The sequence below is a fragment of the Brachybacterium sp. p3-SID1565 genome (assembly GCF_025143785.1).
Taxonomy (GTDB): domain Bacteria; phylum Actinomycetota; class Actinomycetes; order Actinomycetales; family Dermabacteraceae; genus Brachybacterium; species Brachybacterium epidermidis.
The window spans coordinates 1-22,535 of record NZ_JAMBDS010000025.1; the positions used below are offsets into that span (position 1 = coordinate 1).

Here is a 22,535-nt window from a genome sequence, read left to right on the forward strand (position 1 = left end):
AGGTGACCGGCGGCCTTGGGCGGCGGGGGGGCGCCCCCCCCCCCCCACCCCTCCCAGGTCTGTATACAATCCGGGGATCGACGTGGAGAGGTGACCTGTGGATCTGTGGAGCATCGCGCTGCTCGCGCTGATGGGCGTGCTGGCTGGCATCATCAATGCCGCGGTCGGCTCAGGCTCGCTCCTGACGCTGCCGGTACTGCTCGCCCTCGGGCTCCCGCCCGGTGAGGCGGTGCGCACGAACACGGTCGGCATGTCCTTCGCGACCATTGGATCGGTGCTCGGGTTCCGTCGGGAGATCGCGGCGGAGCGGGCGCACGTTGGACCGCTCACGCTGGTCACGGTGCTCTGCGCAATGGTCGGCTCGCTGCTGCTGCTCTTCTCTCCCTCCAGCGCGCTGGACGTGGTGGTGCCGGTCCTCATCGTGGTCGCGCTCGTGCTCGTCGTGCTGCAGCCGACGATCACCCGCCGCATGGCCGCCCGGCGGGCTCGCCGCGCGACGGATCCGCAGGTGTCGACGGCTCTGGCGCAGACGGGCGCAGATGCCGAGGGCCCTGTCGGAGCCGCCTACCGCCGACCCGAGGTGATCGCGCCGATGGGTCTTGCCGCGGTCTACGGCGGCTACTTCACGGCGGCCCAGGGCATTCTCTACACGGCGATCCTCGGCACGATGACCGGTCGCTCGCCCAAGGCGATCAACCCGGTGAAGAACCTCATGCAGCTGGTGGTGAACATCGCGGCCGCCGTCGTCTACATCAGCGCGTTCGTGCTGGTCGGGTCGACGATCGCTTGGTGGGGCGTGCTCACGCTGGCCGTCTCGGGCCTCATCGGGGGCTTCGCCGGCTCGCACATCGCCAAGCGGTTGCCCAACAGCGTGCTGCGCGCCGCGATCGTCGTCGTGGCCCTCGCAGCCCTCTTCCGGCAGCTCCTGGGCTGACCCTCCTGCGGCCCGGCTCGATCAGTCGGGGAGGTCCGCGAGTCCCGCGAGGAACGCATCGCGGCTGCGGACCAGGTGATCGCGCATCGCCTCGGCGGCCCCCTCGACGGCCCCGTCGGTCACCAGCTCGAAGATCCGCCGATGCTGCGTCCACGTGGACGAGCCGCGATTGGCGGTGTAGCCGCCGTGGGTGGCGTGCATCCACTCGATCCTGCCGCCGATCCGCTGCAGCAGATCAGACAGCACCGGGCGCTGCGCCAACAGGGCGATCCCCTGGTGGAAGTGCAGGTTCGCCGAGGCGATCTGCCGCGCATCGCGACGCTCGACCCCCTGCTCACCGTCGCACAGCGAGGACTCGACCTCCGCCAGCAGCGCGGCGGACCTCTCCCCGGGCTCGGTGTCGTCGCGAAATCGCTCGGCGGCGCTGCGCACCATGGCGACCTCGAGCACGATGCGCAGATCGAACAGTTCAGCGGCGTCGGCGTAGGGCGGACTGGCCACGCGCGAGCCGACGTTCGGCGTCGAGATCACGAAGCCCTCTCCGGTGAGGGTCTGCAGCGCCTCGCGCACCGGGATGCGGGAGACCCCGAACTCCTCAGCGAGGGCCACCTCCCGCAGCGGTGTCCCGGCGTCGAGCCGCGCCTCCATGATGCGCGAGCGCAGCTCATCGGTCACGCTGCGCGCAGCATGGTCAGACACTCATGAACTCCCTGCCCGGCACCGATTCGATCAGTCCCCGAGTGTAGTCATGCTGAGGGTTCGTGATGACGTCCCTGACCGGTCCGGTCTCGACGACGCTGCCGGACCGCATGACCACGACGTCCTCGGCGAGCTCCGAGACCACGGCGAGGTCGTGCGTGATGAACAGGCAACTGATGCCGAGCTCCCGGGTGAGTCCGCCGATCAGGGTGAGGATCTGATCCTGCACGAGCACGTCGAGGGCGGAGACCGCCTCGTCGCACACCAGCAGCTGCGGGCTCGAGGAGAGCGCACGGGCGATGGCGACGCGCTGGCGCTGTCCGCCGGAGAGCTGGCTCGGATGGGCGTGCGCCAGATGCGCGGGAAGGGCCACCTGTTCGAGCAGGGTGCGCACCCGCTCCCGCCGCTCACCTCGATCACCGATGCCGAAGACGTCGAGCGGCTCCCGGATGATCTGCTCCACGGTCCACATGGGGTTCAGCGAGGAGTAGGGGTCCTGGAAGACGGGCTGGGTGAAGCGCCGCAGCTGCTTCATCTCCCGGCGGGAGGCGTCCGTGACGGAGCGGCCGTCGAGCAGCACGTCGCCGCTCGTCGACGTCTCGAGCCCGAGCACGATCGAGGCGAGCGTCGACTTCCCGGAGCCGGACTCGCCGATGATCGCGGTTGTCACACCGCGGCGCGCGCGGAAGCTGATCCCGTCGACCGCCCGGACCTCGCCGCGGGCCGAGCCGCGCATGCGGAACACCTTGGTGAGGTCCTTCACCTCCAGCACGTATTCCGACTCGGCCACCGGCGGCGTCGAGGAGAGGTTCGTGAGCACGGGAGAGGCGTCGACGAGCTCGCGGGTGTACGGGTGCTCCGGGTGGCGCAGCACCTCGCCTGGCAGGCCGCGCTCGACCAGCTCGCCCTCGTGCATCACGGCGATGCCGTCGGTGCGGTCCGCCGCGACGCCCAGATCATGGGTGACGAACAGCAGTGACATGCCGCGCTGTTCGACCAGTCGCTCCAGGTGGTCGAGGATCTGCTTCTGCACCGTGACGTCGAGCGCGCTGGTGGGCTCGTCCGCGATGACGATGTCGGGATCGCCAGCGAGGGCGATCGCGATGAGGATCCTCTGCCGCATGCCGCCGGAGAACTCGTGCGGGTACTGGCGGGCGCGCCGCTCGGCCTCGGGGATCCCCGACTCGGTCATCAGGCGGATGACGTCGTCGTGGATGCTCTGCTTGTCGGTCTGCCCATAGGCGCGCAGGGCGTCGGCGATGTGGTCACCGACCCGCATCGTCGGGTTGAGGTTCGACATCGGATCCTGCGGCACGAGCGCGATGCGACGCCCCCGCAGCTGCCGCCATTCGGCAGCGGTGGCGCCGACGAGCTCCTGGCCGCGGTACCGGATCGAACCGCCGGTGATGCGGCCCTCGCCGGGCAGCAGGCCCAGCAGCGCGGCGATGGTCGTCGACTTGCCGGATCCGGAGCCGCCGACGATCGCCATCTTCTCGCCCGGGGCCAGCACGAAGCTGATGCCCTTCACCGTGGGCTCCGCGCTGCGGCCGTAGGTGATCTCGAGGTCGGTGACCTCCAGCACGTGCTCATCGGTGCTCATTGCGGATTCCTCCTCGCTGCCTGCGCTGTGGGTCATCGCCGTCACCGACCCACCGCGTAGCCCTGCTCGCCGCGCGGGTTCGCGGCGGCGCCGAGCAGACCGGTCGACGGATCCCGGGTGACGGCGGAGAGGCGTCCGAGCGCCCAGTCGCCGGCGCGGACGATCCGGTGTCCGCGCGCCTCGAGACCGGCGATGACCTCGTCGCCGATGCGGTCCTCGACCACGGACTCGCCGGGCGCCCAGGTGCGCGGCCAGAAGCTGTCGACCATCGAGGTGGTGTGCAGCATCGGCGCTTCGATCGCCTGCTGCGGGGTGTAGCCGCCGGCGAGCACGCGCAGCAGGAACAGCAGCTGCCACTGGTCCTGCTGGTCCCCGCCCGGCGTGCCCACCGCGATGACCGGCTCCCCGTCGCGCAGGACGAGCGTCGCGCTGAGCGTGGTGCGGGGCCGCGCCCCGGGCCGCAGGGCCGACGGCGAGGACTCCTCAAGCCACATCATCTGCAGACGAGTGCCCAGGCAGAAGCCGAGCTCGGGGATCGTCGGGGAGGACTGCAGCCAGCCGCCCGACGGGGTGGCGCTGATCAGGTTGCCCCAGCGGTCGACGACGTCGATGTGGCAGGTGTCGCCGGAGACTTCGCCGGTCTCGGGATCGGCCTTCTCCTCGCCCGCACCGACGCGCACGGTCGGCTCGCCGGCGGAGGCGTCGCCGGTGCCTCCGGCCTGCGCGTACTCCTCGCGGGTCTGCACGTGCGAGAGATCGCCCGGGCGCCCGTGGAGCGTGCCGGGGCGGAGCTTTGCGGACGCCGTCTCGGCGATGAGAGCGCGCCGCGAGGCGACGTACTCGTCGGTGAGCAGCGCGGAGACGTCGGCGTCGGCGCCGAAGAACGCGTCGCGGTCGGCGAGCGCGAGCTTCATCGTCTCCAGGACCAGGTGGGCCCCGCGCTCGGTCGACGGGTCCAGGTCGGCGTCGTCGAACCCGTCGAGGATCCGCAGCGCGATGAGCAGTACGGGGCCCTGCCCCCACGGTCCGGTCTTGGCGATCTCGGCGCCGCGGAAGGTCGCGACGGTCGGCTCCTCGTAGGCGGCCGCGGTCCCGGCGATGTCCTCCCGGGTGATCACCCCCGCGTAGTCACCGCCGTCCGCGTGGCGGTGCGGGGTGCGGACGAACGCGTCGATCGCCTCCGCGACCGGACCGGTGCGCCAGCGGTCCCGGGCGGCGGCGATGCCGGCGGCACGGTCCTCGACGGCGTTCGCGGCATCGACGAGGTCCTGCAGCACGTCGGCGTAACGCGGGTTGGTGATGAGGTCGCCCGCCTGCGGAGCCGCACCGTCCGTCAGCCACAGCTCGGCGGAGCTCGGCCAGTGGGCGAGGAAGAACTCCCGCATCGACGCGATCTGCGCGGCGACCCGCGGCAGGACGGGATGACCGTCGCGGGCGTACCGGATCGCCGGGGCGAGCACCTCCTCCAGGCGCAGCGTGCCGTAGTCCTGCAGCAGCATGAGCCATGCGTCCACGGCCGTCGGCACCGCGGCGGCGAGCGCTCCCGAGCCCGGTACGCGATCCAGACCGAGCTCGTCGCGGTACGTCCGGATGCTCGCCCCGGCGGGCGCGGGGCCCTGGCCCATGAGCACGCGGGGCCGGGAGTCGTCGGCGACAGCGGCGAACACGCCGGTCATGTCCCCGCCGGGGCCGTTGAGATGCGGCTCGACCACGTGCAACACGAACGCTCCGGCGACGGCCGCGTCGAAGGCGTTGCCGCCGCGCTCGAGCATGCCCTGCGCGGTGGCCGAGGCGATCCAGTGCGTGGAGCTGACCATGCCGAAGGTGCCGCGGAGGTCCGGGCGGTGCAGCGGCGACGGGGGTGCGGTGAAGGATGTCACGGGTCAGTGTCCCTTCGAGGAATTGGGATCGAGCGCATCGCGGAGCGCATCGCCGAAGAGGTTGAAGGCGAAGCACATGATGATGATCGTGAGGCCGGTGAGGACCGCCACCGACGGCGCGCGGTAGATGTACTGCTGCGCATCGGACAGCATGATGCCGAGACTCGGGTTGGGCGGCTGGATGCCCAGGCCCAGGAACGACAGCATCGACTCGCCGATGATCGCGGCGGGCAGGATCACGGTGGCCTGCACGATGATCGCGCTGAGCGTGTTGGGCAGGATGTGGCGGCCGAGGATGCGCCACAGCGGTGCGTCGGTGGCGACCGCCGCCTTGACGAAGGACTCCTGCTTGAGCCGCATCGTCTCGCCGCGGACTACGCGGAGGACGTTCGGGATGAACCCGATTCCCAGGGCGATCGCCGCGTTGGAGAGGCTCGCCCCGGAGATCGCCGCCAGACCGACGGCCAGAATGAGGAACGGGAAGGCGAGTGTCACGTCCACGAAGCGGGAGATCACCATGTCGGCGGGCCGCCAGTAGCCGGCGAGCAGCCCCAGCGGCGTGCCGACGGCGACGGCGAGACCCACGGCCAGCAGACCCACCAGCAGGGAGGCCCGCAGTCCGTAAAGCAGACGCGAGAGCACGTCACGTCCCAGGTCGTCGGTGCCCAGCCAGAATCCCTGGGTGAACAGCTGCTGGTACGGGTAGGAGAAGTTGGTCTCGGCGAAGCTGTACGGCGCCAGCAGCGGACCGACGGCCGCGGCGACGAGCACGAGCACGACGAGCACGGTGCCGGCCAGGCCCGCGGGTGTGCTCACGAGCCTCGTGAGGACACCGGAGCGGCGACGGACGGCGGTCCGCGGCTCGGTGACGGTGGCAGTCGTGGTCATGCGCGGGCACCGCCTGTTCGGATGCGGGGGTTGACGACGGAGTACAGGACGTCGACCAGGAAGTTGATGAGCACGTAGGAGAAGGTGACCACGAGCACCACGGCCTGGATCACGGGATAGTCGCGGGAGAACACGGCGTCCAGCGTCATGCGGCCGAGCCCCGGCAGGGCGAAGATCCGCTCGGTGACGACGGCGCCGGAGATGAGGCCGCCCAGCTGGAGGCCGACGATGGTGACCAGCACGATGAGGGAGTTGCGCAGCCCGTAGCGGAACAGCACGCGACGCGGGGCGATGCCGGTGGCGCGTGCGGTGCGGACGTAGTCAGTGCCCATGGTCTCGATGAGGCTCGCGCGGGTCTGGCGGGCGATCACGGCGGCGAGCCCGGTGCCGAGCACGAGCGCAGGCAGTGTCAGGTGGTAGATGCTGCGCACCGGGCTCTCGAAGAACGGGACGTACCCGGAGGCGGGGACGATGCCGAGCATGACCGCGAGGATGAGGATCCCGAGCAGGCCCAGCCAGAAGTTCGGTACGGACAGACCGAGCAGCACACCGGCGTTGGCGAGCAGCTCGTCGGGCTTGCCGCGTCGGCGCTCGGCGTACATGCCGAAGGTGATGCCGATGATGATCGCGACGATGATCGCGTAGACCGACAGCTGCAGGGTCACCGGGATCGCGGCGGCGAGCATCTGGGTGATCTCCTGGCCCGTCCGGGTCGACGTGCCGAGGTCGAAGGTCACGGTGTTGCGCAGGAACGCCAGGAACTGGACCAGCAGCGGTTGGTCGAGTCCGAGGTCGGCGCGGATGGCGGCGAGCTGCTCGGGCGTTGCCTCCTCCCCGGCCATGGCGCGGGCGGGGTCGCCCGGCAGCGCGCGCACGCCTAGGAAGATCACCGCGGCGGAGATCAGCAGCGTGATGAGCGATTCGACGGCGCGAACCGCGAGGAACCGGCCCATGATCAGGTCTCCTTCTCGTCGAGGAAGGCGGCGTGGGACAGGCGCACCACGCCGTCGGCGAAGGTCGCCACGCCCGTCACGTCGGAGCTGAGGGCGGTGAGGCTGCGCTGCCGGTACAGGTAGATCACGGCGTTGACCTCCTGCATGAGGGTCACCGCCTCGCCGTAGGTCGCGGCGCGGTCATCGATCGAGGTCTGCTCGGCGCCGCGGGCCAGCAGGTCGTCCATCTCCGGGGAGCTGTAGCCGGAGTAGTTGTTGGAGGCGTCCGTGGTCCAGAAGTTGTAGGCGTTCCCGTGCGGGTCGACGCGTCCGGACCAGCCCAGTTGCACCGCCTCGAAGTCCCCGCGGTCCTGCGCGTCGAGGATCGCGGTGTACTCGGTCGGCAGGAGGGCGAGGGCGAAGCCCGCTTGGGACAGCTGCGCCTGCATCGCCTGGGCGTAGCGCAGCGCGTCCTGGGAGTTCGAGACCTTCACCTGCAGCGGGTAGGGGATCGGAGCGCCCGCCTCGGCCAGCAGCGTTCTGGCGGCGTCGGGGTCGTACGCGGGCAGATGGTCCGATTCCGGGGTGGAGAACGGGGTGCCGGGGGCGATCGGAGAGCCGGCCGGGGTGTACCAGCCGTTGAACACCGTGTTGGTGAGCGCCTCGCGGTCCAGCGCGATCGACAGCGCCTGGCGCACGCGCGGATCCGTGGCGATCAGCGGCGGGTCGGTGGGGTTGCCGTCGGGGTCCGTGTCGCGCAGGTTGATCGTCAGCGCCTGGTACCCGAGCGAGCCGACCTGCAGCGTGGTGACCCCGCGGGCGGCTTCGAGGACCTCGATGTCCTGGGGGGAGATGCTGTCGGCGACGTGCACGTCACCGCTCTGGACGTTCGCGGCGCGGATGTTGGCATCGGTCATGATCCGGTAGATGATCCGGTCCAGGTGCACGTTGTCGGCGTCGTAGTACAGCGGGTCGCGCTCGAGCTCGATGGAGGTCTGCGGCACCCGTCCCACGAAGCGGAAGGCCCCGACGCCGACGGGATGATTGCCGACGTCGTCGCCCATCTCCTCCACGGCCTTCGGGGAGAGAATCATGCCGGCGCGGTCCGCCAGAGCAGCGGTGAACGGGGAGAACGGCGCGGAGAAGGTCACCTTGACGGTGTGCTCGTCCACGGCCTCGACCGTGTCCACCGGCCCGAGCTCGGACTTGCGCGAGGACGCCTCGTGCGTGAGGTGGCGGGTGAGCATCGCCGCGACGGCCGCGGCGTTGAACGGCTCGCCGTCGCTGAACACGGCATCGGTGCGCAGCGGGAAGGTCAGCGTCAGGCCGCCTTCCTCGATGGTGGGCAGCTCGGTGGCGAGCATCGGCACGATCTCGCCGTCGCTGTCGATGTCGTAGAGCTTCTCGCACATCGGCTGCATGACGTACCGGGTGTAGAGCGACGAGGAGGTCGTCGGATCCAGCCGGTCCGGCTCCGAGGAGAGCGCCATCACCAGATCGCCGCCCTCGCGCACGCCCGACGTCGGCTCGCCCGTGCCGACCACGTTGGGTCTGTCCGGCGGCGCCTCGAGCTCCTGCCTCGGCACGCAGCCGGCGGCGAGCAGGGCGGCGGTGCCCGCGGTGACGACGGTTCGCCTTCTCAGCATGGTGACTCCCTTCGGGGTCCGCCCGCAGAACCTGAGGACTCGTTGTATACAATCTGGATTCCCGGAGGTTAGGTGCTGCATGTGATCTGGGGAGCTGTGTGCCACATCGTGAGACGACGGGGGCCCGCCACCTCGCGGTGACGGGCCCCCGTGCAGATCAGGTGCGTTCGATCAGCTTTCCAGCACGTCTTCGAGCGGTGCGACCTCGATGTCGTGCGCCTCGCCGACGCCGTCGTGGTACAGCTTGCCGTTGTAGGTGTGCAGGCCCTTGGCCAGTGCCGAATCCTGTTTCAGGGCGTCCAGGCCCTGGCTGTTCGCCAGCTTCACCACGTACGGGATGGTGGCGTTGTTCAGCGCCTTGGTGGCGGTGTTCGGCACGGAGCCGGGCATGTTCGCCACGCAGTAGTACACGGCGTCGTGGACCTTGAAGGTGGGAGCGTCATGGGTGGTGGGCTTCGAGTTCTCGAAGCAACCGCCCTGGTCGATCGCGACGTCCACCAGCACGGCGCCCGGCTTCATCTGGGACACCATCTCGTCGGTCACGAGCTTGGGGGCCCTCTTCCCCGGGATCAGCACCGAACCGATCACGACGTCGGCACCGGTGACCAGCTCGGTGACGTCCAGCTTGCTGGAGTACCGGGTGAGGATGTCACCGTTGTGGACGGTGGAGATCTCGTTCAGCCTGGAGACGTTCACGTCCATCACCGTGACGTTGGCATGCAGGCCGCGCGCCATGATGGCCGCCTGCTCGCCCACCACGCCGCCACCGATCACGACGACCTTGGCCTCGTCGGTGCCGGGGACGCCGCCCATCAGCTTGCCGGAGCCGCCCAGAGGGCTCATCAGATGGTAGGCGGCCACCTGGGTGGCCAGACGGCCGGCGATCGCGCTCATCGGGGCCAACAGCGGCAGAGAACGGTTGGGAAGTTGGACGGTCTCGTAGGCCACGGAGGTGATCCTGCGCTCCATCAGGGCCTCGGCCAGCGGCTTGTTGGCCGCGAGGTGCAGGTACGTGAAGAGCAGCTGCCCCTCGCGCATGCGCTCGTACTCCTCCTCGAGCGGCTCCTTGACCTTGACGATCAGGTCGGCCTGCTCCCAGACCTTGTCTGCCGAATCGAGGATCGTGGCCCCGGCGGCGCGGTACTCGTCATCGGTGACGCCGGCACCCACGCCGGCGCCGGTCTCGACCACGACCTCGTGGCCGCGGTTCACCAGCTCGTACACACCGGCGGCAGCAAGGCCGACCCGGTTCTCGTTGTTCTTGACCTCGCGGGGAACGCCCACTCGCATCTCTCGTGCCTCCTTGCCTGGAAAGACGGTCGCTGGACACGGCCGTGCCGGATCAGCTTCTCACGAAAGCCCCCCTGGCGGCCCTGGCTGAGGGTCCGACGGGGAGAAGCCCGTCACAACCCGCGGGAGGCGTCCTGCCTGCGCCTACACTCGTACCCGGCCCTCCGGCCGCATCCCTGCCTGCCCCGGTGCCTGACGAAAGCGAGCCCCTAGGTGATCACCGTGCACGACCTCGCCGTCCGCGTCGGCGCCCGGCTGCTCATGAGCGAGGTGAGCTTCCAGGTGGTGGACGGTGACCGCGTGGGACTGGTGGGCAGGAACGGAGCCGGCAAGACCACGCTGACCAAGGTGCTCTCCGGCGCGATCCAGCCCACCGAGGGCACCGTCGAGGTGAGCGGGGAGCTGGGCTACCTGCCGCAGGACACCCACAGCGGCGACGACTCCGAGACGGTCATCTCCCGGATCCTGTCGGCCCGGGGCCTGGACGACGTGCTGCGCCGCCTGCGCCGCGCGGAGGAGGAGATGGCCGACATGAGCCTGTCCGAGGCCAGGCGCGAGAAGGCCATGAACCGCTACCCGCGTCTGGAGGCCGAGCTCGATGCCGTCGGCGGATACGCAGCCGAGGCCGAGGCCAAGCGCATGGCCGCCAACCTCGGGCTGCCCAATCGTCTGCTCGAGCAGGAGCTGGGCACCCTCTCCGGTGGCCAGCGGCGGCGCGTGGAGCTGGCCCGCATCCTGTTCTCGCAGGCCACCACCATGATCCTCGACGAGCCCACCAACCACCTCGATGCGGACTCGGTGGTGTGGCTGCGTGAGTACCTGATGAGCTATCGCGGCGGGCTGATCGTGATCAGTCATGACGTGCAGCTGGTGGAGCAGGTGGTGAACAAGGTCTTCTACCTCGACGCCAATCGCGCCGTGATCGATGTGTACAACATGGGCTGGAAGCAGTATCTGCGCCAGCGCGAGGACGACGAGAAGCGCCGCCGGCGGGAGCGGCTCAGCGCCGAGAAGAAGGCCTCCGCCCTCACCGCCCAGGCCGAGAAGATGCGTGCCAAGGCCACCAAGGCGGTGGCGGCCCAGAACATGCTGCGCCGTGCCGAGCGGATGCTGGAGAGCACCGAGGGGGAGCGGCAGAAGGACCGCGTGGCCTCCCTGCGCTTCCCCAAGCCCGCGCCGTCGGGGAAGACACCGCTGATGGCGGAGGGGCTCTCGAAGTCCTACGGCAGCCTGGAGATCTTCACCGACGTGGACCTGGCCATCGACCGCGGATCCCGCGTCGTGATCCTGGGGCTGAACGGGGCGGGCAAGACCACGCTGCTGCGGATCCTGGCCGGAGTGGACCAGCCGGACACCGGGAGCATCCTCCCTGGGCACGGCCTGCGCATCGGGTACTACGCCCAGGAGCACGAGACCCTGGACCTGGACCGTACCGTGCTGGAGAACATGATGAGCGCGGCCATCGAGCTGCCCGAGGTGGAGGCCCGCAAGATCCTGGGCTCCTTCCTGTTCTCCGGCGACGACGTGCACAAGCCCGCCCGGGTGCTCTCCGGCGGGGAGAAGACCCGCCTGGCCCTGGCCACCCTGGTGGTCTCCAGTGCGAACGTGCTGCTGCTGGACGAGCCCACCAACAACCTCGATCCCGCCAGCCGCGAGGAGATCCTCGGGGCCCTGGCAGCCTTCGAGGGGGCAGTGGTGCTGGTCTCGCACGATCCCGGCGCCGTCACAGCGCTCTCCCCGGAGCGCGTGCTGCTGATGCCCGACGCGGTCGAGGACCTGTGGAACGCGGAGTACGAGGAGCTCGTGCAGCTGGCCTGAGCCGGTTCCCCCTCCCCGAGCGGTGGGGGTGACCACCCCTGGATCGGGCGGGGGCCGGATGGGCCTCCCTGGTGGTCCACCCGGCGGCAATCAGTTCGTGAGAGCTGATTCGTGAAGTACAGCGCAATACAGCTGTGCAATGCTAGGGTGCGGGCATGCACGTGCTGCTGCTCGCCCCCTCCCGATCCGCCTCCCGGGCCGGCCGGTCCGATCCCGTCGCAGAGCTGGGCGAGGCCCTGGCCCCGCTGGGGCTGCGCCGTCCGCTCGAGCGCACGATGGGGGAGGAGGCCATCGTGGTGCTCGACCGCGCCGAGCAGGCCGTCGAGGCGATCTGCACCACCGCCGAGCTCGGGGGCTGGTGCGTCGGACTCGGCGTGGGCGGAGTCGACGCCCCGCTGCCGGCCGAGGTGCGAGCCCTGCGCGGGCCGGCCGTGGACGCCGCGCGCCAGGCGCTGCGGGCCGCCCGTGCCACGGCCCAGGTGCCGCTGTCCGTCCGCGCGGGCGATCCCCGTCACGCTGCCACCGCGGCCGATGCGGAGGCCGTGCTGCGCCTGATCGGATGGATGATCGCCACCCGCAGCACGGGCCAGTGGCGCGTGGTGCGGGCGCTGCGCGGGAATCCCCAGCTCACCCAGCGTGACCTGGCCGCCCTGCTCGGCATCACCCAGCAGACGGTCTCCCGCTCGCTGAAGACCAGTGGCTGGCGCGAGGAGAGTGCGGCGCACCCGCTGCTGGTGCGCCTGCTGGCCATGATCGATCTGACCTCATGACGGCGCGCTATCCTTAACCAGCGCTCGCGGCCCGCCCCGAGCAACCAGCGCTCGCGGCCCGCCCCGAGCGGTCCACCGAACCACGCCTGCCGGCCCTGCGGCCCGGGTGGGCAGCTACGAGGAGATCCATGGCGACGACGAACGACCTCAAGAACGGAATGGTCCTGAAGCTGGACAGCCAGCTGTGGAGCGTTGTCGAGTTCCAGCACGTCAAGCCCGGCAAGGGCCCGGCCTTCGTGCGCACCAAGCTCAAGAACGTCCTGTCCGGCAAGACCGTGGACAAGACCTTCAACGCGGGGGTGAAGGTGGAGACGGCGACGGTGGACCGTCGCGACATGCAGTACTCCTACCTAGATGGCGACATGTACGTGTTCATGGACACCTCCACCTGGGAGCAGACCAACGTCACCTCCGAGGTCGTCGGCGACGCCAAGGACTTCATGCTCGAGGGGCAGGACGTCATCGTCGCCTTCCACGAGGGCACCCCGCTGTACATCGAGCTGCCGGCCTCCGTGGTGCTCGAGATCACCTTCACCGAGCCGGGCCTGCAGGGCGACCGCTCCAGCGGCGGCACCAAGCCCGCCACCGTGGAGACCGGCCACGAGATCCAGGTCCCCCTGTTCCTGGAGCAGGGCACCAAGGTGAAGGTGGACACCCGCTCGGGCGACTACCTCGGGCGCGCCTGACGTGACCGACACCCCCGGCGCGGCCCGCAGGACCCAGAAGGACCCGGGCCTCCCCCTGCCCGGCAGGGAGGGGGAGGAGGTGGCCTTCGAGCGCACCGTTCCCGCCCGCACCGACCGCCTCACCGGCCGCAGTCGCGACCGCATCCGCGCGATCGACGTGCTCTACGAGGCCGATGCGCGCGGTCGCGCTGTGCGCGAGGTCCTCGAGGACCGCATCGCCCGCACCGCCGCGCAGTCGCCGCTGCCGCAGTGGTCCCGCGAACTGGTGTCGCTGTACGCCCAGCACGCCGAGGAGATCGACGAGCAGCTCGCCACCCATTCCCGGGACTGGCCCCTGCAGCGCATGCCCGCGGTGGATCGAGCGATCCTACGGCTGGGGGCGGCCGAGGTGGTGCACGGCCCCGAGGAGCCTGACACCCCGCGCGGCGTGATCGTGGGCGAGTACACGAAGATCGCCGAAGTGCTGTCCACGGAGGGCTCCCCCCGGTTCGTCAACGGCCTGCTGCAGCGCCTGCTGGACATGCGCAGCATGCTCGGCTGAGACCGCACTACACTGCGCACGAACCACCTGAACGCCACCACCACCCTTTAACAACGCGTCCTGTGAGGCGCCCAAGGGAGAGCAATGACCGACCAGTCATCGACTGACCATCGCAGTCGGGTGCTGGGCACGGAGGAGATCCGCCGTGCCCTGACCCGCATCGCCCACGAGATCCTCGAGAGCGGCCACGGCGCCGAGGACCTGGTGCTGCTGGGCATCCCGCACCGCGGCGTCCCCCTGGCCCGCCGTCTGGCGGAGAACATCGTCCGCGCCGAGGGCCTGGGCGGCGACATCGAGCAGCTCCACGGCTCGCTGGACATCACCCTGTACCGCGACGACCTGCGCAAGCACCCCACGCGGGCACCGAGCCCCACCCGCATCCCCCGCGAGGGAATCGACGGCCGCACCGTGGTGCTGGTCGACGACGTCCTCTACTCGGGCCGCACCGTGCGCGCCGCCCTGGACGCCCTCAGCGCCATCGGACGCCCCGCAGCGGTGCGCCTGGCGGTGCTGGTGGACCGCGGCCACCGCGAACTGCCCATCCGAGCCGACCACGTCGGCAAGAACCTCCCCACCTCGCGCTCCGAGCGGGTGTTCGTCCACCTCACCGAGACCGACGGCGAGGACTGCGTCGACATCGTGCGACCGGCGGGTGAGGACCAGGCATGAGGCACTTCATCTCCATCGCCGATCTGGACCGCACCGAGGCCGTCGCCCTGCTCGCCACCGCCGAGCACATGGCAGCCACCCAGTCCCGCTCGATCCGCAAGCTGCCCACCCTGGTGGGATCCACCGTGGTGAACCTCTTCTTCGAGGACTCCACGCGCACCCGCATCAGCTTCGAGGCCGCCGCCAAACGGCTCTCGGCCGACGTCATCAACTTCTCGGCCAAGGGATCCAGCCTGTCCAAGGGCGAGTCGCTCAAGGACACAGCTCTGACCCTGCAGGCCATGGGTGCCGACGCCGTCGTGGTGCGCTCGGCCTCCTCGGGTGCCGCGCACCAGCTCGCCCATGCCGGGTGGATCGACCAGCCGATCATCAATGCCGGTGACGGTGCCCACGAGCACCCCACCCAGGCCATGCTGGACGCCTTCACGCTGCGCCACCACCTGCGCCCCGGCGACCCGAACGGGGGGCTGGACGGCCTGCACGTGGTCATCGTGGGCGATGTGCTCCACTCCCGGGTGGCCCGCTCCAACATGCTCCTGCTGACCCTGCTGGGAGCGAGAGTCACCCTGGTCGCACCGCCCGCCCTGCTTCCCGTCGGCGCGCACGCCTGGCCCTGCGAGGTCCTCTACGACCTCGACGAGGCCCTCGCGGCAGGCCCGGACGCCGTGATGATGCTGCGGGTGCAGCGCGAGCGGATGGTGGGCGGGGGCTTCTTCCCCACCGAGGGCGAGTACAGCCGCCGCTACGGGCTCAGCACCCAGCGGGCCGCACGCCTGCCCGACCACGCCATCGTGCTGCATCCCGGCCCCATGAACCGCGGCTTCGAGATCGCCGGGGACGTCGCCGACTCCGACCGCAGCGTGATCGTCGAACAGGTCGCCTCCGGCGTGTTCGTCCGCATGGCCGTGCTCTACCACCTGCTCGCCACCGATGACCGGGAGGACGCCCGATGACCACGAACCTCACCCCACCGCCCCCGGCCCCCGTCCTGGTGCGCGGCGGCTCCCTGTACGGCGACGAGCGCACCGACGTGCTGCTGGTCGGCGGCCTGATCCAGGAGATCGGCCCTGATCTGACCGCACCCGAGGGCACCGAGATCATCGACGCGGAGGGCTGCGTGGTCCTGCCCGGCCTGGTGGATCTCCACACCCACCTGCGCGAGCCCGGCGGCGAGGAGTCCGAGACCGTCGAGACCGGTACCCGTGCCGCGGCCCGGGGCGGCTTCACCGCCGTCCACGCCATGGCCAACACCACGCCCGTGGCCGACACCGCCGGGGTCGTCGAGCAGGTGGCCCGCGCCGGTGACAGCGCCGGCTGGTGCACCGTGCGGCCTGTCGGCGCGGTCACCGTGGGCCTGGCGGGGGAGCGGCTGGCCGAGCTCGACGCGATGGCCAGCTCCCGCGCCCGGGTGCGGGTGTTCAGCGACGACGGCAAGTGCGTGCACGATCCCGTGCTGATGCGCCGTGCCCTGGAGTACGTGAAGGCCTTCGACGGGGTCATCGCCCAGCACGCCCAGGACCCCCGCCTGACCGAGGGCGCGCAGATGCACGAGGGGGTGGTCTCCGCCGAGCTGGGCCTGACCGGCTGGCCGGCCGTCGCCGAGGAGTCGATCATCGCCCGCGACGTGCTGCTCGCCCAGCATGTCGGCTCCCGCCTGCACGTGTGCCACCTGTCCACCGCAGGCAGCGTGGACATCGTGCGCTGGGCCAAGCAGCGAGGCGTCGCCGTGACCGCAGAGGTCACCCCGCACCATCTGCTGCTGACCGACGAGGAGGTGCGCGGCTTCGACGCCCGCTACAAGGTCAACCCGCCGCTGCGCACCCAGGCCGACGTCGACGCGGTGAGGCAGGGCCTGGCCGACGGCACCATCGACATCGTCGCCACCGACCACGCCCCCCACCTGCGCGACGCCAAGGACCGCGAGTGGGACCAGGCCGCGATGGGCATGACCGGCCTGGAGACCGCCCTGCCGATCGTGCAGCACACCATGGTCGGCACCGGCGCCCTGAGCTGGCGGGACGTGGCCCGGGTGCTCTCGGAGACCCCGGCGCTGATCGCCCGAGACGAGGACCACGGCCGGGCCCTCGAACCGGGATCGCCCGCCCACCTGCTGGTGTGGGACCCGCGCCCGCGCCGCGCCGTGGACGTCGCCGAGCACGCGTCCCGCAGCGCCAACAGTCCCTACATCGGCCTCGAGCTGCCGGGCATGAACCGTCTGACCGTCCACGCCGGTCGCGTGACCGTGCGCGACGGCGCACTCGTGGAGCGCTGAGCGGATGGATCAGCTCGTACCCGTCCTGATCCTGGCCGCGGTGTTCGCCGGCATCCTGGCGCTGATGCACCTGGGCTGGCGCGGCCGTGGCGTGCGGCAGTCCGCCCTTCCCGCCCCTGCCCCCGACGCGCCCGTCGAGCAGCTCGACCACGGCGTGGACGCGGGTCCCTTCGACGCCGTGTATGTGAGTACCGTGCTCGCGGACCGTCCCTTCGAGCGCGTGGTCGCCCACGGGCTGGGCACCCGCTCGCGGGCCCGGCTCACTCGTGGCACCGCCGGCACCTGGCGCATCGAGAGGGAGGGCGCCCCCTCCTTCACCATTCCCGGTGATGCGGTGACCGAGGTCGCCGCCGCCCCCGGCATGGCCGGGAAGGTGGTCGGCGGGGACGGGCTGCTGGTGATCCGCTGGCAGCACGGCCCGGACTCCACCGAGCTCGACACGGGCCTGCGACTGGCCCATCGCGCCGACCACGATCTGCTCCTGAGGAAGGACCCGTCATGACCTCCCGCACCGACTCCGCCGTACTGATCCTGGAGGACGGCACGGTGGTGCACGGCACCGCCTACGGCGCCCGCGGCGCTCGCCTGGGCGAAGTGGTGTTCTCCACCGGCATGACCGGGTACCAGGAGACCCTCACCGATCCCTCCTACGCCGGCCAGATCGTGGTGCAGACCGCTCCCCACATCGGCAACACCGGCGTCAACACCGCCGACATGGAGTCCCGCCGCGTGTGGGTGCGCGGCTACGCGGTGCGCGAGGCCAGCCGGACGGTCTCCAACTGGCGCAGCGAGCAGTCGCTGGAGGACTTCCTGGCCGCCGAGGACGTGGTGGGCATCGCTGGTATCGACACCCGCATGATCACCCGCATCCTGCGCGAGCAGGGCTCCATGCGGGGCGGCGTGTTCTCCGGCGACGCGCTCACCCGCAGCACCGAGGAGCTGCTGGCGGAGGTGCGCTCGGCGCCCGCCATGGCCGGCGCGGACTTCCTGGCGGAGGTGACCATCGCCCAGCCCGTGGTGCTGGAGCCCGAGGGCGAGGTGATCGGCACCGTGGCCGCCCTGGATCTCGGGATCAAGGGCGCCACCCCCCGCAGCATGCTCGAGCGAGGCTTGCGAGTGCACCTGCTGCCGGCCACCACCACCCTCGAGGAACTGCTGGCCACCGAGCCGGACGCCCTGTTCTGCTCCAACGGGCCCGGGGACCCGGCCGCCGCGGACCACCAGGTGGAACTGCTGCGGGGCGCCCTCGACGCGGGGCTGCCGTACTTCGGGATCTGCCTGGGCAACCAGCTGCTGGGCCGCGCGCTCGGCTTCGGCACCTACAAGCTGAAGTACGGCCACCGCGGCATCAACCAGCCCGTGCTGGACCGCGCCACCGGGAAGGTCGAGATCACCGCCCACAACCACGGCTTCGCCGTGGACGTGCCGCTGGAGGGCGAGCACACGGCCCCGCACGGCGGGGGCCGCTACGGACGGGTCGTGGTCTCCCACGTCGGCCTCAACGACGACGTGGTCGAGGGCATCCGATGCCTCGACATCCCCGCCTACTCCGTCCAGTACCACCCTGAGGCCGCGGCCGGCCCCCACGACGCCGCCTACCTCTTCGATCGTCTTGCCCAGCTGGTGCGCGAGCACCGCGCCGGCTCCGCCGCAGGGAACAAGGAGTCCTGATGCCCCGTCGTACCGATCTCTCCTCCGTCCTGGTGATCGGCTCCGGTCCCATCGTGATCGGGCAGGCCGCCGAGTTCGACTACTCCGGCACCCAGGCCTGCCGGGTGCTGCGCGAGGAGGGCCTGCGGGTCATCCTGGTCAACTCCAACCCGGCCACCATCATGACGGACCCGGACATCGCCGATGCCACCTACATCGAGCCGATCGATCCGGAGGTGATCCGCTCGATCATCGCCGAGGAGCGCCCCGACGCGATCCTGCCCACCCTGGGCGGGCAGACGGCGCTGAACGCCGCCGTGGCCCTCGCCGAGCAGGGCGTTCTGGAGGAGTTCGGCGTCGAGATGATCGGTGCCAGCCTCGAGGCGATCCAGCGGGCCGAGGACCGCAGCCGCTTCAAGGAGGTCGTGGAGCGCGTGGGCGGCGAATCCGCCCGCTCGGTGATCTGCCACTCCATGGACGAGTGCCTGGCAGCGGCGGAGGAGCTGGGCTACCCGATGGTGGTGCGCCCCAGCTTCACCATGGGCGGCCTGGGATCCGGGATGGCCTACGACGAGGACGACCTGCGCCACATCGCCGGCGCCGGTCTCCACTACTCGCCCACCACCGAGGTGCTGCTGGAGGAGTCCATCCTGGGGTGGAAGGAGTTCGAGCTGGAGCTGATGCGCGACCACCGCGACAACTGTGTGGTGGTGTGCTCCATCGAGAACGTGGACCCCGTCGGCGTGCACACCGGCGACTCGGTCACCGTCGCGCCGGCGCTCACGCTCACCGATGTCGAGCTGCAGCAGCTGCGCGACCTGGGCATCGGCATCATCCGCGAGGTCGGCGTGGACACCGGCGGCTGCAACGTGCAGTTCGCCGTGCACCCCGAGACCGGGCGCACCGTGGTCATCGAGATGAACCCGCGCGTCTCGCGCTCCTCGGCCCTGGCCTCGAAGGCCACCGGGTTCCCGATCGCGAAGATCGCCGCCCGCCTGGCCATCGGCTACAGCCTGGACGAGATCCGCAACGACATCACCGGCACCACCCCGGCCAGCTTCGAACCCACCCTCGACTACGTCGTGGTCAAGGTCCCCCGCTTCGCCTTCGAGAAGTTCCCGGCCGCGGACCCCACCCTGACCACCACCATGAAGAGCGTGGGGGAGGCCATGGCCCTGGGCCGCAGCTTCACCGAGGCGCTCGGCAAGGCCCAGCGCTCCCTGGACGTCACGGCGTCCCTGCCGGACTTCCGCGGGGAGGCGCCCACCGCCTCCGAGGTCGCCGCCCTGATCGAGCAGGTGCGCACCCCCACCGACACGCGACTGGTGACCATCGCGCGGGTGCTGCGCTCGGCGGCCGAGGGCATCGTGGACCCCGCCGAGACCATCGAGCGCCTGTACGAGGCCACCGCCATCGACCGCTGGTTCCTGGACCAGATGCTGCAGGTCGCCGAGATCGCCACCCGCATCCGCGAGGCCGAGGTGCTGGACGCGCCCCTGATCATGCTGGCCAAGCGCCACGGCCTGGCTGACGACCAGATCGGACAGCTGCGCCACGTCGACGGCGAGGTGATCAAGGGAGTGCGCGAGGCCCTGGGCATCAACCCCGTCTACAAGACGGTCGACACCTGCGCTGCCGAGTTCGCCTCCCGCACCCCGTACCACTACTCCACCTACGACCAGGAGACCGAGGTGGAGCCGCGCGAGCGCTCCGCCGTGCTGATCCTGGGCTCGGGACCCAACCGGATCGGGCAGGGCATCGAGTTCGACTACTCCTGCGTGCATGCCGCCCTCGCCCTGAGCCGCGCGGAGACGGAGGACGGCCTGGGGTACGAGACCGTCATGGTCAACTGCAACCCCGAGACCGTCTCCACCGACTACGACATCGCCGATCGCCTCTACTTCGAGCCCCTCACCTTCGAGGACGTGCTCGAGGTGTACGAGGCCGAGAAGGCCGCGGGACCCGTGGCCGGGGTGATCGTGCAGCTGGGCGGGCAGACCCCGCTGTCCCTGGCGCGGCGCCTGCAGGACGCCGGTCTGCCGATCCTGGGCACCGATCCTGCCGCGATCGACGCCGCCGAGGACCGCGGCGAGTTCGGTGCGGTGCTCGCGCGCGCCGGTCTGCCGGCCCCGCCCTACGGGACGGCCTGGGCGCTGGAGGACGCCCGCGAGGTGGCGGCCTCCGTGGGCTACCCGGTGCTGGTGCGGCCCAGCTACGTGCTGGGCGGGCGCGGCATGGAGATCGTGTACGACGAGGAGGGGCTGGTCGACTACGTGGCCCGGAACCTCCCCGACGGCGGCCGCGCCCAGGCGCCCATCCTCATCGATCGCTTCCTGGACACCGCGGTTGAGATCGACGTGGACGCCCTGTTCGACGGGGAGGACCTCTACGTCGGCGGGATCATGGAGCACATCGAGGAGGCCGGCATCCACTCGGGCGACTCGGCCTGCACCCTGCCGCCGGTCTCGCTGGGTGAGGAGGTCATCGAGCGCATTCGCACCTCAACCCGCGCGATCGCGGAGGGGGTGGGCGTGCGCGGCCTGCTGAACGTCCAGTACGCACTGTCGCAGGACGTCCTGTACGTGCTGGAGGCGAATCCGCGCGCTTCCCGCACCGTGCCCTTCGTCGCCAAGGCCACCGGAGTGGCGCTGGCCCAGGCCGCCGCGCTGGTCAAGATCGGCCGTTCGATCGCCCAGCTGCGGGAGCAGGGAGTGCTGCCCGCGCAGGGCGACGGCACGGACCTGCCGCTGGACGCACCGATCGCGGTCAAGGAGGCGGTGCTGCCCTTCAAGAGGTTCCGCACCGCTGATGGCCAGGCCGTGGACTCGCTGCTGGGGCCCGAGATGCGCTCCACCGGTGAGGTGATGGGACTGGACAGCACCTTCCCGCTGGCCTTTGCGAAGTCCCAGCTGGCGATCGCCGGACAGGGGCTGCCCTCCTCGGGTGCGGTGTTCGTCTCCGTTGCCGATCGCGACAAGCGCGGGGTGGTGCTGGCCGTCGCGCGACTGGCGGCGCTCGGATTCGAGGTGCTCACCACCGAGGGCACGGGCCGTACCCTGCGGCGCTCGGGGATCCCCTGCCGCATCCTGCGCAAGGCATCCCAGCCCGGGACGGAGCCCAGCGTGATCGATCTGATCGAGTCCGGGGAGGTCACACTGGTGGCCAACACGCCGTCGGGCACGGATGCCCGTGCCGACGGCTACGCCATCCGGGCCGCTGCCACCAGCATGGACATCCCGATCATCACCACGGTGCAGGAGTTCCAGGCCGCGGTGCAGGCGATCGAGGCGCTGCCCGCGGAGCCCTTCACCGTGACCAGCCTGCAGCAGCACACCGAGCGCCTCGAGGCCACCCGAGCCGGATGCGCGCAGTGAGCGCCCCGGCCTCCTCCGGCCCGACCTTCGGGCGGCGGCTGCAGCGCGCGGTCGCGGAGAGCGGACCGATCGTCGCCGGCATCGACCCGCACGCCGCGCTGCTGCGGGACTGGGGGCTCACCGACGATGCCGCGGGACTGCGGGAGTTCTCCCTGCGGACCCTGGACGCGGTGGCCGGGCGGGTCTGCGCCGTCAAGCCGCAGTCCGCGTTCTTCGAACGGCACGGATCCGCAGGCGTGGCGGTGCTCGAGGAGCTGCTCGCCCGGGCCCGCGAGCGCGGTGTGCTCACCGTGCTGGACGTCAAGCGGGGCGACATCGGCTCCACCATGGCGGCCTACGCCCAGGCGCACCTGCAGCCCGGGGCCGTGGCGGAGGCCGATGCGATCACCGTGAGCCCGTACCTGGGGGCCGGCTCCCTGGAACCTGCGGTCGAACTGGCGCGCGAGCACGGGAAGGGTCTGTTCGTCCTCGCCCTCACCTCGAACCCCGGAGCCGAGGCGGTGCAGCACGCACGCACGGCCGAGGGATCCCCGCTCGCCCGGGAGGTGGCACGATACGCCGAGGCGGCCGGGCGCGGGTCCGAGGACGCATGGGGGAGCGTGGGCCTGGTGGTGGGGGCCACCGTCAAAGACTCCTACCGCCGTCTCGGACTCGACCGCGCCGCCCCCACGGTGCCCCTGCTCGCTCCCGGGTTCGGAGCGCAGGGGGCGGGACCTACGCAGCTGCCGGAGGTGTTCGGACCGGCCGCCGCGCGAGTGCTGGTGTGCCTGTCGCGGGGCCTGCTGGCCGCCGGACCACTGCCCCAGGATCTGACGGATCGCGCCGAAGCGCTCAGAAAGATGTACGAAACGGGCAGGATCGACGCGCCCACCTGGTAAGAAGCGTG

At 70.8% G+C, this 22,535-nt stretch carries 19 protein-coding genes; 12 read left to right on the plus strand and 7 right to left on the minus strand.

Annotated elements, in window-relative coordinates; genetic code table 11:
• Positions 1–97 precede the first annotated feature (97 nt).
• Positions 98–934 carry a sulfite exporter TauE/SafE family protein gene (locus tag M4D54_RS07575; protein WP_259890871.1) on the plus strand — a complete coding sequence of 279 codons (837 nt, stop codon included), beginning with the start codon at positions 98–100 and terminating at the stop codon, positions 932–934.
• A gap of 21 nt (positions 935–955) precedes the next feature.
• On the opposite strand, the gene M4D54_RS07580 is transcribed toward M4D54_RS07575, so the two are convergent.
• The 7 genes from M4D54_RS07580 to ald form a co-directional block, all read right to left on the minus strand.
• The gene (locus tag M4D54_RS07580) at positions 956–1,633 is read right to left on the minus strand and encodes a GntR family transcriptional regulator (RefSeq protein WP_193866299.1); all 678 of its coding nucleotides are present in this window, start codon (positions 1,631–1,633) and stop codon (positions 956–958) included.
• Positions 1,626–3,233: an ABC transporter ATP-binding protein gene (locus M4D54_RS07585; protein ID WP_193866298.1), complete on the minus strand. Its 1,608-nt coding sequence runs from the start codon at positions 3,231–3,233 to the stop codon at positions 1,626–1,628. Before M4D54_RS07585 ends, M4D54_RS07580 begins: the two co-directional genes overlap by 8 nt.
• 41 nt (positions 3,234–3,274) lie before the next feature.
• Positions 3,275–5,050, minus strand: a complete 1,776-nt coding sequence (locus tag M4D54_RS07590; RefSeq protein ID WP_193866334.1) for a gamma-glutamyltransferase family protein — start codon at positions 5,048–5,050, stop codon at positions 3,275–3,277.
• A 66-nt stretch (positions 5,051–5,116) separates the two neighbouring features.
• Positions 5,117–6,001 carry an ABC transporter permease gene (locus M4D54_RS07595; RefSeq protein ID WP_193866297.1) on the minus strand — a complete coding sequence of 295 codons (885 nt, stop codon included), beginning with the start codon at positions 5,999–6,001 and terminating at the stop codon, positions 5,117–5,119.
• On the minus strand, positions 5,998–6,954 hold the full coding sequence (locus M4D54_RS07600; RefSeq protein WP_193866296.1) for an ABC transporter permease: 957 nt from the start codon (positions 6,952–6,954) through the stop codon (positions 5,998–6,000). The genes M4D54_RS07595 and M4D54_RS07600 overlap by 4 nt, the downstream gene beginning before the upstream one ends.
• Positions 6,955–6,956: 2 nt before the next feature.
• Positions 6,957–8,579 carry an ABC transporter substrate-binding protein gene (locus M4D54_RS07605; protein WP_193866295.1) on the minus strand — a complete coding sequence of 541 codons (1,623 nt, stop codon included), beginning with the start codon at positions 8,577–8,579 and terminating at the stop codon, positions 6,957–6,959.
• Between the two features lie 171 nt (positions 8,580–8,750).
• Positions 8,751–9,869 carry an alanine dehydrogenase gene (ald, locus tag M4D54_RS07610; RefSeq protein ID WP_193866294.1) on the minus strand — a complete coding sequence of 373 codons (1,119 nt, stop codon included), beginning with the start codon at positions 9,867–9,869 and terminating at the stop codon, positions 8,751–8,753.
• Between the two features lie 213 nt (positions 9,870–10,082).
• Here ald and M4D54_RS07615 point away from each other — a divergent pair, with 213 nt between their 5' ends.
• The 11 genes from M4D54_RS07615 to pyrF all read left to right on the plus strand — a co-directional run bounded on the left by M4D54_RS07615 (position 10,083) and on the right by pyrF (position 22,527).
• Positions 10,083–11,687, plus strand: coding sequence for an ABC-F family ATP-binding cassette domain-containing protein (locus M4D54_RS07615; protein ID WP_193866293.1), 1,605 nt, complete (start codon positions 10,083–10,085; stop codon positions 11,685–11,687).
• 155 nt (positions 11,688–11,842) lie between these two features.
• Entirely contained in the window at positions 11,843–12,457 is a 615-nt protein-coding gene (locus M4D54_RS07620; protein ID WP_193866292.1) for a helix-turn-helix domain-containing protein, read from the plus strand.
• A 128-nt stretch (positions 12,458–12,585) separates the two neighbouring features.
• Entirely contained in the window at positions 12,586–13,143 is a 558-nt protein-coding gene (efp, locus tag M4D54_RS07625) for an elongation factor P (protein ID WP_193866291.1), read from the plus strand.
• A 1-nt stretch (position 13,144) separates the two neighbouring features.
• Entirely contained in the window at positions 13,145–13,684 is a 540-nt protein-coding gene (gene nusB / locus M4D54_RS07630) for a transcription antitermination factor NusB (RefSeq protein WP_193866290.1), read from the plus strand.
• Between the two features lie 84 nt (positions 13,685–13,768).
• Positions 13,769–14,353 (plus strand): bifunctional pyr operon transcriptional regulator/uracil phosphoribosyltransferase PyrR, encoded by a 585-nt coding sequence (gene pyrR / locus M4D54_RS07635; protein WP_193866289.1) that lies wholly within the window; start codon positions 13,769–13,771, stop codon positions 14,351–14,353.
• Complete coding sequence (locus M4D54_RS07640; protein ID WP_193866288.1) at positions 14,350–15,306, plus strand: aspartate carbamoyltransferase catalytic subunit; 957 nt, start codon at positions 14,350–14,352, stop codon at positions 15,304–15,306. Before pyrR ends, M4D54_RS07640 begins: the two co-directional genes overlap by 4 nt.
• Positions 15,303–16,625 carry a dihydroorotase gene (locus tag M4D54_RS07645; protein ID WP_193866287.1) on the plus strand — a complete coding sequence of 441 codons (1,323 nt, stop codon included), beginning with the start codon at positions 15,303–15,305 and terminating at the stop codon, positions 16,623–16,625. The genes M4D54_RS07640 and M4D54_RS07645 overlap by 4 nt, the downstream gene beginning before the upstream one ends.
• Positions 16,626–16,629: 4 nt before the next feature.
• Positions 16,630–17,127, plus strand: coding sequence for a hypothetical protein (locus M4D54_RS07650; RefSeq protein WP_193866286.1), 498 nt, complete (start codon positions 16,630–16,632; stop codon positions 17,125–17,127).
• On the plus strand, positions 17,124–18,296 hold the full coding sequence (carA, locus tag M4D54_RS07655) for a glutamine-hydrolyzing carbamoyl-phosphate synthase small subunit (protein WP_193866285.1): 1,173 nt from the start codon (positions 17,124–17,126) through the stop codon (positions 18,294–18,296). The genes M4D54_RS07650 and carA overlap by 4 nt, the downstream gene beginning before the upstream one ends.
• Entirely contained in the window at positions 18,296–21,649 is a 3,354-nt protein-coding gene (gene carB, locus M4D54_RS07660; RefSeq protein ID WP_193866284.1) for a carbamoyl-phosphate synthase large subunit, read from the plus strand. The genes carA and carB overlap by 1 nt, the downstream gene beginning before the upstream one ends.
• Positions 21,637–22,527: an orotidine-5'-phosphate decarboxylase gene (gene pyrF / locus M4D54_RS07665; protein WP_193866283.1), complete on the plus strand. Its 891-nt coding sequence runs from the start codon at positions 21,637–21,639 to the stop codon at positions 22,525–22,527. Before carB ends, pyrF begins: the two co-directional genes overlap by 13 nt.
• Positions 22,528–22,535 lie beyond the last annotated feature (8 nt).

Bases quoted from the DNA above. Each gene is read 5' to 3' on its own strand.
- ald (WP_193866294.1), bottom strand. From the start codon at position 9,869: ATGCGAGTGGGCGTTCCCCGCGAGGTCAAGAACAACGAGAACCGGGTC.
- carB (WP_193866284.1), top strand. From the start codon at position 18,296: ATGCCCCGTCGTACCGATCTCTCCTCCGTCCTGGTGATCGGCTCCGGT.
- M4D54_RS07620 (WP_193866292.1), top strand. From the start codon at position 11,843: ATGCACGTGCTGCTGCTCGCCCCCTCCCGATCCGCCTCCCGGGCCGGC.
- pyrF (WP_193866283.1), top strand. From the start codon at position 21,637: ATGCGCGCAGTGAGCGCCCCGGCCTCCTCCGGCCCGACCTTCGGGCGG.
- M4D54_RS07640 (WP_193866288.1), top strand. From the start codon at position 14,350: ATGAGGCACTTCATCTCCATCGCCGATCTGGACCGCACCGAGGCCGTC.
- efp (WP_193866291.1), top strand. From the start codon at position 12,586: ATGGCGACGACGAACGACCTCAAGAACGGAATGGTCCTGAAGCTGGAC.
- carA (WP_193866285.1), top strand. From the start codon at position 17,124: ATGACCTCCCGCACCGACTCCGCCGTACTGATCCTGGAGGACGGCACG.
- M4D54_RS07605 (WP_193866295.1), bottom strand. From the start codon at position 8,579: ATGCTGAGAAGGCGAACCGTCGTCACCGCGGGCACCGCCGCCCTGCTC.
- pyrR (WP_193866289.1), top strand. From the start codon at position 13,769: ATGACCGACCAGTCATCGACTGACCATCGCAGTCGGGTGCTGGGCACG.
- M4D54_RS07650 (WP_193866286.1), top strand. From the start codon at position 16,630: ATGGATCAGCTCGTACCCGTCCTGATCCTGGCCGCGGTGTTCGCCGGC.
- M4D54_RS07585 (WP_193866298.1), bottom strand. From the start codon at position 3,233: ATGAGCACCGATGAGCACGTGCTGGAGGTCACCGACCTCGAGATCACC.
- M4D54_RS07600 (WP_193866296.1), bottom strand. From the start codon at position 6,954: ATGGGCCGGTTCCTCGCGGTTCGCGCCGTCGAATCGCTCATCACGCTG.
- M4D54_RS07645 (WP_193866287.1), top strand. From the start codon at position 15,303: ATGACCACGAACCTCACCCCACCGCCCCCGGCCCCCGTCCTGGTGCGC.
- M4D54_RS07590 (WP_193866334.1), bottom strand. From the start codon at position 5,050: ATGGTCAGCTCCACGCACTGGATCGCCTCGGCCACCGCGCAGGGCATG.
- M4D54_RS07595 (WP_193866297.1), bottom strand. From the start codon at position 6,001: ATGACCACGACTGCCACCGTCACCGAGCCGCGGACCGCCGTCCGTCGC.